This window comes from Elusimicrobiota bacterium (assembly GCA_041658405.1).
Classification (GTDB): domain Bacteria; phylum Elusimicrobiota; class UBA5214; order JBBAAG01; family JBBAAG01; genus JBBAAG01.
Map to the genome: position 1 here is coordinate 1 of JBBAAG010000081.1, position 12,957 is coordinate 12,957.

The 12,957-nt window shown below is 42.1% G+C and carries 13 protein-coding genes; 1 reads left to right on the top strand and 12 read right to left on the bottom strand.

All coding sequences use genetic code 11. The features are described 5' to 3' along the window. The 4 genes from WC955_11340 to WC955_11355 all read right to left on the bottom strand — a co-directional run. Window positions 1-304 (bottom strand): asparagine synthase-related protein (locus tag WC955_11340; GenBank protein ID MFA5859643.1); only part of this gene is annotated, 304 nt, incomplete at its 3' end. Window positions 305-369: 65 nt separating this feature from the next. Then, on the bottom strand, window positions 370-1,287 hold the full coding sequence (locus WC955_11345; protein ID MFA5859644.1) for a 4Fe-4S binding protein: 918 nt from the start codon (window positions 1,285-1,287) through the stop codon (window positions 370-372). Window positions 1,288-1,445: 158 nt separating this feature from the next. Then, window positions 1,446-1,667 (bottom strand): NifU family protein, encoded by a 222-nt coding sequence (locus tag WC955_11350; protein MFA5859645.1) that lies wholly within the window; start codon window positions 1,665-1,667, stop codon window positions 1,446-1,448. Window positions 1,668-1,712: 45 nt separating this feature from the next. Next, window positions 1,713-2,918 carry a response regulator gene (locus WC955_11355; GenBank protein ID MFA5859646.1) on the bottom strand — a complete coding sequence of 402 codons (1,206 nt, stop codon included), beginning with the start codon at window positions 2,916-2,918 and terminating at the stop codon, window positions 1,713-1,715. Between the two features lie 157 nt (window positions 2,919-3,075). Here WC955_11355 and WC955_11360 point away from each other — a divergent pair, with 157 nt between their 5' ends. Next, the gene (locus WC955_11360; GenBank protein ID MFA5859647.1) at window positions 3,076-4,401 is read left to right on the top strand and encodes a sodium:calcium antiporter; all 1,326 of its coding nucleotides are present in this window, start codon (window positions 3,076-3,078) and stop codon (window positions 4,399-4,401) included. A gap of 27 nt (window positions 4,402-4,428) precedes the next feature. On the opposite strand, the gene WC955_11365 is transcribed toward WC955_11360, so the two are convergent. From WC955_11365 to larA, 8 genes are all read right to left on the bottom strand, one after another. Next, a complete protein-coding gene (locus WC955_11365; GenBank protein ID MFA5859648.1) occupies window positions 4,429-6,198 on the bottom strand; it encodes a phosphoenolpyruvate carboxykinase (GTP) in 1,770 nt (589 codons plus the stop codon). Window positions 6,199-6,287: 89 nt separating this feature from the next. Next, window positions 6,288-7,478, bottom strand: a complete 1,191-nt coding sequence (locus WC955_11370) for a glycosyltransferase family 9 protein (GenBank protein MFA5859649.1) — start codon at window positions 7,476-7,478, stop codon at window positions 6,288-6,290. Next, window positions 7,465-8,664, bottom strand: coding sequence for a homocysteine biosynthesis protein (locus WC955_11375; protein ID MFA5859650.1), 1,200 nt, complete (start codon window positions 8,662-8,664; stop codon window positions 7,465-7,467). The genes WC955_11370 and WC955_11375 overlap by 14 nt, the downstream gene beginning before the upstream one ends. 42 nt (window positions 8,665-8,706) lie before the next feature. Further along, a complete protein-coding gene (cysK, locus tag WC955_11380; GenBank protein ID MFA5859651.1) occupies window positions 8,707-9,630 on the bottom strand; it encodes a cysteine synthase A in 924 nt (307 codons plus the stop codon). 16 nt (window positions 9,631-9,646) lie between these two features. Beyond that, complete coding sequence (locus WC955_11385; GenBank protein MFA5859652.1) at window positions 9,647-10,096, bottom strand: Rrf2 family transcriptional regulator; 450 nt, start codon at window positions 10,094-10,096, stop codon at window positions 9,647-9,649. Between the two features lie 98 nt (window positions 10,097-10,194). Beyond that, on the bottom strand, window positions 10,195-10,803 hold the full coding sequence (locus tag WC955_11390) for a GDSL-type esterase/lipase family protein (protein ID MFA5859653.1): 609 nt from the start codon (window positions 10,801-10,803) through the stop codon (window positions 10,195-10,197). Between the two features lie 17 nt (window positions 10,804-10,820). Continuing rightward, window positions 10,821-12,017 carry an MltA domain-containing protein gene (locus WC955_11395; GenBank protein ID MFA5859654.1) on the bottom strand — a complete coding sequence of 399 codons (1,197 nt, stop codon included), beginning with the start codon at window positions 12,015-12,017 and terminating at the stop codon, window positions 10,821-10,823. 55 nt (window positions 12,018-12,072) lie between these two features. Next, window positions 12,073-12,957 (bottom strand): nickel-dependent lactate racemase (gene larA / locus WC955_11400; GenBank protein MFA5859655.1); only part of this gene is annotated, 885 nt, incomplete at its 5' end.

A 12,957-nucleotide genomic window follows, 5' to 3' on the forward strand; every position in this document is an offset into this window, starting at 1 on the left:
TGCTGTAGTTTTCACAAAAATAACGTACCACTCTTTGTTCAAACTCTTTCCTAATATCAACTACGTAATGCGGGATATCAAGTTTCGCAGCAACGGCACGCGCGTCATCCATATCACGGAGTGAACAACACAACTTACTGCGTACCGCCCCGGCTGCACTACGTTCCTCCCCGCAATCCCATATCTTCATTGTGATCCCTGTTACTTTATACCCTTTTTGTTTTAACAATAATGCAGCAACCGACGAATCCACTCCTCCGGACATAGCGACGGCAACCTTAACTTTTGTATCTTGTATTTTCATATACATACATTATAGCAAATACTATAATTTTAGTGAGTACAGCGCTCAGTGCCGTGAATAACGACTTATTGTGGGTTTGCAGCAGCCTTTGATACTTTATCTGGATATTCATGAGATGACCGGTACCCAAGAAATTCGTAGCTTACCGCACCGAACTTACATACGTTCTTGCATTCAAGACAACGTAAACAATCATGGTGTTTAGGAGTTTCATATATTTTTAAGCCCATCGGGCATTTGCGGTAACACGCATTACATTTCGTACATTTATCATAGTCAACTTTTTGTTGGTACAAACTTATTGGATTAAAAATACCATAGAACGCTCCCAGCGGGCATAGTACACGGCAAAAAAACCGGTTTGTAAACAATACCAATGATAATATTACAACTAAAACTTCTAGTTTCCAGAAAAACAACATACCCGTTGCTGACCTTATATCAGGATTGATCAATGCCAGTGGAATCCCAGCTTCCAACGTCCCAGCAGGACAAAGGTATTTACAATACCATGGTGTGCCAATAACTTCAAACCCTTTTAAGTCCAGTCCAATAAACGGCAATAACACAACCATTATAAGCAGCACCCCGTACTTAACTTCTCTCATCCATACCGGTAACCGTATCTTGAATAATTTATTATTACCCATCAAATCCTGCAACCACCCAAACGGGCACACCCATCCGCACGGCATCCGCCCAACTGCCAACCCGATTATTCCGAGGTAACCTACGACATACCCGCCGAACTGATAAACATTATTCTTTAACCCATAACGTATATTTGCCAAAAAAAACTGTATCATTCCGACGGGACAACTCATCACTGCTGACGGGCAGGATAAGCAATGAAGGCTCGGGCCACATAAATGTTTTACCGGCCCCTGATAAATCCCATGGGTTTTAATAAACCCAAAACTTAAGTTTTGAATGACAAACGCGATGGATTGTATAACTGAACGGAAATACTTTTGTGGTATCACTACCCTATACCGATACAACTAAGGCATAGCAGCGTGGATTTATAAAATACATCACCTGGTTCTTTCAAAACTATACCCGTAACCAGCAACGCTGTAAATAATATTAATACAATAAGCTGAACTAAATTAAGTTTCATCCTAGAAAACAACAAATAATCCTAGACTGCTTCAACTGATTTTACTTCAGGAACTTTTTCTTTGAGTACCGCCTCAACACCCATTTTTAACGTCATCTGCGCCATTGGGCACGAACCGCACGCACCGGTAAGGCGTACTTTCACAACACCATCTTTTGTTATTTCAACTAGCTTAATATCCCCGCCGTCAGCCTGTAACCTCGGCCTGATTTCGTTAATCACTGCCTCAACCTTATTCTTCATAATTACCATCCCTGCCTCATCTCCAACTACCCAGTTTTTTTATTTCTATATACTAAACGACTCATTTTCTTTCGGTAAAAATATGTCAATACTCTTGCCGGCAGCATACTCTTTTGCTTTAATCAGCAGGTCATCCATAAATTTATCGTTATGCAACGGGTCGTAGTGATAGAGACACAACTTTTTAACTTTTGCATTAACCGCGAGGTCTATCACATCCTTATACTTAGAATGCCCCCACCCGCGTTTATTTTGATACTCTTCATCTGTAAACTGCGCGTCATGTATCAACAAATCCATGCCTTCGCAATACTCGATAAGTTTATTATCCGAATTCTTGTCAATCCCCAATTCGTTATCAGTAATATACCCGAATCTGGTTTCACCTTTTTGGATGATATACCCCATTGTTGTACCCGGATGCAGAAGATATACGGTCTTTACCTTATACCCCCCAATTTCATAATCACCCTGGATAAGCGATTCCATATCAATCTTTGCCTGTAAATATGAGATCGGCACTGGGAAAAATACACTGTCCATCTGCAACGCAAGTATATCCTTAAAACTTTTCTCCGGCTGGTCCGCACCGTAAAACTTTACCATATGCTTTGGGCTGTATAACGGCACAAAAAATGGTATGCCTTGTATATGGTCCCAATGCGGATGCGTGATTAGTATATAAAGATTATGCTTTGTCCCTGATTTCATAAGCTCTAACCCAAGCTCACGTATCCCGCTTCCCGCATCGAGTATCAACGCGCTGTCTTCATTATCCGAATCTATCATCACACAAGGAGTATTACCGCCATACTTAACATTATCTTTCCCCGGGGTCGGGATTGACCCACGCACACCGTAAAAGCTTATGTTGAACTTAGCATCAAGAAATCCCCTGATTTTTTCTACTACAACCTGTATATCCGTACTTTTATCAAGAAAACCATCTGCCCCGGCAAGCACCGCTTTCTCCTGGTCGGACACATAAAACTTTGCGCTATGGATAATGATCTTAATCTTACTGAGCTCTTGCCGTGATTTAATCTCGCGGCACAGTTTTAACCCATCGGTACCGGGAAGCATAATGTCGAGAATAATAACTTTAGGCCGTTGCTGTTCAACAACAGGAATAACATTATTCCCTTCATACAAACACGCAACTTTATAATTTATTCCGGTAAGAAATTCTTGCAACAACTGTGCGTATACCACATTATCTTCGACTATAAGTATATCAAGCTGCTGGCTCATTAATCCTGCCCCTTATTTTTTCCTTAACATATCCCTTAAGTATCGAAAAGTTTATTATACATAAAAATCTTGTTTTCAAACTATTTAATTGTTGATATAATTCCTATTCAGAACAAAAAGATGCATAGTGTATAAATTAATCTAAGGAGTATTTAGGATGTCTAAAGAAGCAAAAAATGTCTTGTTTTTAATTACCGTCTTTTTTTTGTCATTACAATGGCCGGTTATTAGTTTATTAAACCCGCAAACACATATAAAACACAATTGCACATACTGCCAACAGGTTATCATCCAGAAATCCGAAACTTCAGAATGCGCCACCTGCAGGCAGTTTTATCATGACACCTGCTGGAACAAGTACGGAAAGTGTTCCACCCCGAACTGCGCAAGCGAAAAAGTTGAACTCTCAAAAACACAAAAACTAATAAACGCCATGCTGCCAGGTATATGCATCTTCGCAGCAGCATTTTTACTTTCCTGGGCAGCCGAACTCGCGCAGTTTTATATCCCGAAATCACTGGCAATCGTTTTTCTTGCGCTTATCGCCATACTCCCTGAATACGCTGTGGACATGTACTTCGCATGGACTGCCGGGAAGGATCCTATGTATATACAATACGCTGCAGCGAATATGACAGGCGCAAACAGGTTACTCATAGGCTTGGGCTGGGCACTGGTCGTACTACTTTTCTGGGTTAAAACAAAGAAGAAAATGATAGTTCTCGGCAGCGAACACAAACTTGAAATCAATACATTACTAATAGCAACCATATATTCATTTACACTGCCATTAAAAGGGCATATTGAACTATCTGACACCGTCATACTAGTCGGTTTGTTTCTATACTACGCATATCAAGCATCCAAACTGGGCGTTGAAGAACCCGAGATTGAAGGCGGCCCGGTAGAACTATTATGCAGAGCACCTGAACCATGGAAAGCGGTCTTTACTATCGTACTTTTTGCAATTGCAGGCAGTGCAATTTTTATGTCCGCAGAACCCTTTGCTGAAGGATTACTTGACATCGGTGAAGCGATGAAGATTGACAAGTTCATTCTGGTACAATGGATAGCGCCGTTAGCATCAGAATCACCGGAACTCATAGTAGCCATACTCTTCGCCTTGAAAGCACAACCTGAACTGGGGTTACAGACACTTATTTCTTCAACGATCAATCAATGGACACTGCTGGTAGGTATGCTGCCGCTGATATATAACATATCACTTGGCCGGATAACACCTATGCTAATGGATGTCCGTCAGGTTGAAGAGTTATTACTAACATCCGCGCAGTCATTATACGCATTACTCGTTATCTCAAACTTTACATTCAGTGTGCTGGAAGGCGCGATTATGTTCATACTTTTTACAGTATCACTCGCGTTTCCATCTACAACTGTAAGGTTTGCAGCTTCAGGTGCGTATATCCTGATGGCAATATTTATCTTTCTTGCAAGAAAAAGACATAAACCTTTGAACTAACTAACGTTATAGTTATTATAAACGTTTTTATTTCTTAGCAGATACAAGGTTTTTGTATTCACTCAACAATTCTGAAGGCATATGATCCCCGAATTGCGTGAGAAACTTCTCGATATCCTTAACCTCATCACCCCATTCGGACAGGTTAACATCAAAAAGTTCAGTAAGTTTGTCTTTAGATACATTCAAACCTGTATTATCAAAACTGCTAAGTTCCGGCACAAATCCTGCCGGGGTTTGCACCGCACCGGAAGACGATGTTGACCGCTCTATTATCCATTTAAGCACGCGGATATTATCCCCGAACCCTGGCCACATAAACTTCCCGTTTTCATCAGTACGGAACCAGTTAACAGAATAAATCTTCGGCGGTTTTGTCAACCTTTTCCCTACGTCCAGCCAGTGACGGAAATACTCGCCCATATTGTATCCGCAGAACGGCAGCATTGCCATTGGATCACGACGTAGAACTCCAACTGCTGACGTTGCCGCTGCTGTAGTTTCAGAACCCATCCTTGCGCCAAGGAACACACCGTGCTGCCAGCTAAAACTTTCCAGCACCAATGGTATCAACTTAGACCTTCGTCCCCCAAAAATAATCGCAGAGATTGGTACGCCCTGAGGATTATCATATTCTTCTGATAACATCGGGCAGTTATAGATTGACGTTGTAAACCTTGAGTTTGGATGTGCAGCTTTTTTCCCGGAAGCCGCATCGTACGGCATACCCTGCCAGTCGGTAAGATTAGCCGGGCGTTCACCGTCAAGACCTTCCCACCACGGCGTATTTGTATCATTATCCACAGCTGTATTAGTGAACAATGTCGGAGAATACTTATCATTCTTCAGTGTACGAATCATATTAGGATTTGTTTTCATTGACGTCCCCGGTGCTACCCCAAAAAACCCTGCTTCCGGGTTTATAGCCCATAACCTGCCATCCGGCCCGACGTTCATCCAGGCAATATCATCACCTAAAGTCCAGACCTTATACCCCGGTAATGCCGGTTCAAGCATTGCGAGGTTAGTTTTTCCGCAAGCACTGGGTAATGCAGCGGTTACATACGTAACCTTACCATGCGGATCCTGGATTCCCATGATAACCATATGCTCCGCAAGCCATCCTTCATTCTTACCAAGACATGACGCTATACGCAAAGAAAAACATTTTTTCCCTAGTAATGCATTCCCGCCATAACCCGACCCAATACTCCATACAAGACTATCCTGCGGGAAATGCATGATAAACCTTTTTTTGTCATCAAGATCACCTATTGAATGCAACCCTTTAACAAACTTATCCGTATTACCGATTTTATCAAGCACTTTTTTTGATAACCTTGTCATAATACGCATACTTACTGCTACATATACAGAATCCGTCACCTGTACACACGCTTTTGCGTATGGCGAGTCCGGATGTCCCATCATATAAGGCAATACATACATCGTCCGTCCGCGCATAATTCCGTCAGTAAGTTTTGTAAGTAACGCCTTCGCTTCTGCAGGGTCCATCCAGTTATTATTCGGCCCGGCAGCGTCTTTTGTAGGATGGCACACAAAAGTCAGGTGTTCAGTCCTCGCAACATCATTTGGATGGCTTTGATGGAAATACGCATTCGGCCAGATTTTATGGTTAAGCTTCCTGAAGACAGGATTATTATTCAACTTCTCTTCTTCCAGCCCAATACGTATCAATTCACGGGTTTGCTCATCTGATCCATCGAACCAAAACACTTTCTCCGGTTTTGTAAGTTTCGCAACTTCTTCTACCCAGCGTTCAACTAATGTAGGCATTAATTTGTTACTCCTTTACTACTCAAAATATTATTACTTACCATTTCATCTAAACCCTGCGATTAATTATATAGATACACACGCTGATGTCAACACAAAAGTCTTACTATTTGATTGAACACAACCTCCGGCTTTATGGCATCCATACAAAACGGTTTTTTGTCACACACCCTGCGATAACACACAATACACGGTAATGGGGCAACAATTTTCTTACCGTACCGCCCGAGTTCAACCTCCGCGGAAGATGTCGGGCCAAATAACGTAATTACCGGCTTATCAAACGCATACGCAACATGCGCGGTTAATGTATCACTTGCAACCACTACACTACTATTATCTATTAACGCATAAAGCTGTGGTATTGTCATCCTATTCACGAGGCTAATAATCCCGGCACCACACTTTTTTGAATATTCAATAATCTTCCGGGCATACGCATAATCAGACTTATCCCCTGAAATTGTTATATCAATATTATCTCGATACTTTTTATGAAGAAGACAAACCACTTTTTCCCATGCTGCCACAGGCCATTGTTTTGTCCCCCACACACCGCCGCATCCTATCGCAAGAACAACATTTGGTTTATGAAAAACCTTCCTTTCTTTAGTATTATAAACCGCTATGGGGTGAAAGTTAACCTTCTTAGTTTCCATCCCCACAATCCCCGCAATGATTTGCTGGTATGACCTGCGATTACTTTTCTTTAGATTATCATCATAACTCATCCGCAAGTAATACTCCGCATAATTATTTGAATACCTAAGCTCACCGTCCACCAACCAAAACCCTACCCGTTTATCTGTTGAGAGCACACCAGCCAACGCTACCGCTTTTTTGTCAAGGTCAAGGTTTATAACTTCAAGCCAATGATACTTCAACAACTCACGAGTAACACCTGCAGTATTATGAATGACATTATTAACCAACCCATTATTTTCGAGGACTCCGCTATTACCTTTATCTACCAGCCAGGAAATTTTCACTGCCCGTCCACACTTTTTACGTAAATATCGCAGGATAAATGTAGTCCGTAAAACATCACCCTTAGCCCCAAGTTTTATTATAAGCACGGTGTTTGTGTCACGTTTAACAACACTCTTCATATTTTCGGGATGAACTTTGCCACATTTCTTCAACGGAACAAAATACTTACACCCGGCACATACAGCATGATATAGTTTGTGGTACATACACGGACGGGTATAAATAAAATGTTTACACCCTGCATGTACCACAAACTTTTTTTCCCTCACGATTTGCCTATACCCTTTCATTCAAAAACTTAAACTTAACCCCGCTCTCCCTCCCGGGCAGCTGCGCTACCGGCTGTGTCAACAAAAACTCACCGTTTGCAATCCATGATTTCAATGTCTCTGCTATCTCCACAGCTTTAGGATAACTCGACAAGGAAGCAGTATGCACCTTTTGCCCGTTAATCTCAATACTACCCTTACGCAGGGATGCATAGTCAGCTTCGCCAACACTACCTGGTTTTATATTAGGATAATTATCGCTGTAATCCACGATTTGCGCATAGATTTCGGAATCACGGACGGATGTATGCTTAGCAACACTCTCATCCAATACGGGAATTGGCACTCCAAGCCCTACTGCGAGTGACGCGCCGTAACCCAGAAAACTTACCCCAACAAGCCAGTCAGGCTTCATTTGTTTTAAATCACCGATCACAGCCAGTGTCCCAGCACCGCCCCGGGGAACATCGTTATCGCCTCTGGTTACCGACGGATTATGTTGTGTACCATTCCACGCGACATACCCCACCCCACCGCCGAGAAAGATTTTTGTACCAATACCTATTGTTTTATACAACGGATCGTTCAGTAACGGCGACAACTGCCCGGCAGAACAATAATTTGCGTTCCCGATTTTTGCTTTCAATACACCCATATATGTATATATAGTTTTGTCACTAAGATTTACCGCAATATTGTAGTTCTGATAAGCATTTCTCATATTAAAAAGTACCGCTTCATTCAAATCCTTAAGATTTATCAGAGTTTCCAACTTCTTACGGGGATAACAATCCGTACCATACGCTGTGGATTCAAGTTTAACATCCTTACCTGCTACAAGGTCATGGATCAAATGCCCGCCTCCGTACTTAAACTCCCCGGGATAAACATTATTCCGTGGATCATTATCAGGCATTGCAGTTGCGCCAATCATAAGATCTACCGCAGCGAACCCGGTATACGCCGGTACATCGTTCAATACACTTCGCCCGCCGCCAAGTTTCATCCTTGGTTTTGTATGCCCAATATTAAAATACGCGCTGCTTGAACACATTGGGCCAAACGTTCCGGTTGTAACAACATCAACATCTTTAGCCGCTTGTGTTACACCTTTTTTGTCGACAATATCTATCATTTCCTCTGCGGTAACAACCACAACCTTCTTGTTTTTAATTTTGTCATTAATCTCCGCAATTGTTTTTGCCATAACTATTTTTTTAAACTCCTTTTCTTAAATTATTTTATATAACTAACTAAACAATGGTGTTGAAATATACCTTTCTCCTGTATCAGGTATTATCACTACGACAACTTTTCCCTTGTTCTGCATTCGATCCGCCAACCCTAACGCTGCAAACATTGCCGCACCGGAAGATATTCCCGCGAGTATCCCTTCTTCTTTAATCAACCGCCGTGCTGTACTGATTGCATCCTCATCGCTTACTTTCACAACCTCGTCGATAATTTTTCGGTTAAGCACGCCAGGGATAAACCCTGCACCAATTCCCTGTATCTTATGCGGTGATGGATTACCTCCGGATAAGACCGGTGATGATGCGGGTTCTACCGCAATAACCTTAACTGATGGTTTATTCTTCTTCAACACTTCCCCAACACCAGTCAGTGTTCCCCCTGTACCGACACCGGCAACGAAGATATCCACATTCCCATCTGTATCACGCCATATTTCTTCCGCCGTAGTCTTCCTATGCGCTTCAGGATTTGCGGGATTATCGAACTGCTGCAGAAGAACATACCGTTTATCCGAAGCAGCTAATTCCTGCGCTTTCATTATAGCACCGGTCATACCTTTCTCCGCTGAAGTCAATACAATCTCCGCACCTAATGCTTTAAGCAACGCGCGGCGTTCAACACTCATAGATTCAGGCATTGTGAGTATCAGTTTGTATCCTTTCACTGCGCATACAAACGCCAGGCCAATACCGGTATTCCCTGATGTCGGTTCAATAACGCTACCACCCTGCCGTAATTTACCGGACTTTTCTGCTGCGTTAATCATCTCATACCCAATACGATCCTTAATACTACTGCAGGGATTGAAATACTCAAGTTTTGCGAGCACCTGCGCAGTTTCGGGTTTCACAAGCCTGTTTATCTGCACCAACGGCGTATTACCTATTAGTTCAGTTACATCCTTAGCAATTTTCATTATCTACATTCCTCCGTCATTATATTTCGTAACTTAGCACCTTGCCGGTATTAAAAGCCCGTACTTTTTTTGTTAAATCCTCAAATGTTGTGCGATCAACAATATCATTAACCGCAGTCTTCACTTCAAGCCATACACCGCGGAATACGCACCGCGCTTCATCCTCGCATCTACAGTACCCTGACGTACTCACACACGTTATTGGCGATGTAGGGCCTTCCATCAACCTAACAACCGCACCAATGGTAATTTTCCCGGGAGCAATTGCCAGGTGGTAACCACCGGATGGGCCGCGTTTGCTCTGTACAAACCCCGCACCTTTTAGGGTCAACAATATCTGCTCAAGATATTTCAAGGGTATATCCTGCCGTTTAGAAATATCGCGTATCTGCACAACACCCTGTCCGTAGTGCAATGATAAATCCAATATTGTCTTCAACGCATAATCACCCTTAAAAGAAACTTTCACCAACAAATCCTTTTCTACTATGTCTATCTACTTAGTAGACATTATAACCAAAAAATATTTTTTGTCAACAACAAAATAATAATTTTTTTTGAGATATACTACTTCAGCAGTTTAATAAGTTCAGGCCAAAGCCCTTCAGCGTACAACTTTTCCCCTGCCAGCGACAGGTGTAATCCATCAGGTTTAGGATTGTTAAGCACTGCTAATGATTGTCCGCTTTCAAGAAAATATTTTTCCATATCACATGAAGGAAGGTTTCTTTCCTTAGCAATCTTTCTGACAATCCTATTATAATCTTTCACACTTTCCCGGTACGGTTTTCCATTTGGCATTATTATCCAGTCACGTTCAGCCGCATGGTTTATTATCAGAAACGGTAAACCTTTTACAGCAGATATTTTTTCGCAGATAAGATTCATATTGGTTTCATAAAGAACAGGGTCAACCCTTACTTTTGTATTATCAGCCGCCAGATGCGCACAATCGTTAAACCCGAACTCGATAATAACAATATCCGGTTTACAACTCAGCACCGAAGATTCTATCCTTGCAAGGCCCATAGTTGTAGTATTCCCGCCAATACCAACATTAAACACCTGCCAGTCAAGCCCGGCATCACGGATTTTACGGTCAATAATCCCGCCCCATCCTTCTGTCCTATTACCTCTTGAAGTAATCGAATCACCAAATAAAAATAATGATTTCATTTATACTCCTTATCCTATCATTTCTTCTTCATAAGAAAATATAGCTGCCCGGTTTCCTTAGTATTCCCCGCAGCAAGCGCAGCATACTCACCTGCACCCCAGAAGTAGTCAACTCTCCCCGCACCTTTAATAGCGCCTCCGGTATCCAGGTTAAACACTATACGGGTAAACGGTTTCCATTCCAGTATATTAGTACTATCCTCATTTGCTACAGGTTTACGCAAAGAAACCATCGAAACCGCTGCACGTGGAAAATACTTGGTATCGGTCGCGATTGCACACTGATCAACCAAAGGTACACCGACATTCCCTACAGCAATATCTTTTTTCTCTTCAAAAAACACGTATGACTTACAGGTATTAAGTACGCGCTGTGCATCTTCCGGGTGTTCCGAAAGATACTGCCGTATCGTTTGCATAGAAACATTCTCCTGAGTAAGTTTGCCTTCACTGATTAACAATTTACCTAAACTAGAATACGGCTGGCCATTACCCCCGGCGTATCCTACATACATATCCTTACCATTATCGAGTTTGATAATCCCTGAACCCTGAACTTGTATGAAGAATGCGTTTACAATGTCATCAAGCCATACGAGTTCATAGTTTTTCCCTTCCAATACCCTGTTTGTATCAATTTCTTCACGCGTATAGAACGGTGATGCTTTACCACTGGGATCTTGTTTCAACAATTCTTTGGGATACCTATACAACGGATACTTATATATTTCACTTTTATTCAGGCTACCGCTAAATTGCGGGACATAGTACCCGGTAAACGAAATCTTACCCCCGCCATCAGCTCCAACGGATTGGTATAGAACAAACCGTTCCTTTAATTCCGCATATACCGCTTTAGGGTCACTGCTGGAATCCAGGACTTTTAATAACTCATCAATTGTTTCTACTAATTCCGTGGCAGTATGGCTGTACTTACCATAGGCAAAAACCTGATTTGCGGGTAATTTATTTAGGTAACGTTCTTTCATCCGGATAATTTGTTCTTTCAACCCGGGAATATCGAGCTCAAGATTTTCCTGAATCCCTGCAGGCCATTCGGGTTGTACCACCAGCGCATCCTGAGGCATTACTTCAAACCCTTTTTGTGTGGTACCGGTATTTATTCCCATTTGTTTATCCTGCTTCGATGTTTTCATCCCTGTACATGCTGTCAGTATACAGACCGCGAATACAACTGCGATTTTGTATGACACCTTAAACAAAACAGTTATCCTCCCTTTACTAAAAATATTTTTTATGAAACTAACTTTATTTTATGATCGGCAAGATGTATGAGCCATTGGGCACAACATACGCAGCATAATTATCCCCATGTTTTTTACGGACCATACTCAACGCATCGTCTATTGTCTTAGCGTACCTAAAATGCATAGACTCAACAACTTTTTTCTCCATTGACGATACCAGGATACACTCAATATCTTTCAATATCTTCGCAGATAAATATGCGCGGTGTACACCAACAGGGATCTCAGTTTCTTTTTTTAGAAGTATATTATCAACAGTATTACCTGCCATAGTTTTAGCAAAAACTTTTTGCCCTGCACCGTTGGCGCATTCCGCAACGAGTACCAGGGTGCCGTTTTTGTTTACTATCCCGCTCATCGCGGTGAATGCCAGCTGTGCATGGTATAAACTTGTATCCTTCGGGAATCCGCCGCTGCTGGCTATCACGACATCAGACCTGTGTTTAAACTCATAACCATACACTTCCCGGGCTTTAGCCACGCCTACCGCAAATGCTTCTTTCCAATCCCCGGCCACTACCTGCACTACTTCTTTTTTATCATTCCTCACTACGTTAACAATAAATTGCAAGCCGACTTTCTCCGCAGCTTCTTCCATCTCAAGATGAATAGGATTATTCTCAAGCATACCCATCCCTACTCCAGGACGGCAAACTTTTGCGTGGTTAGCATCAATAGTATCTTTCCCACAGACACCGGGGAGTATACCTTTTCTCCCACCTGAAAAACCGGCAAAAGTATGAGGCGCGATATTGCCGGTTGAAATAATATAATCCGCATGCGCAATAGCTTCATTCACCCAAAGGTCAGTACCGGTAGACATTTTACCGAGTAAGACATTATCACTGGAACAGTCATGATCATGAAAACGGTATGAACGCATAAG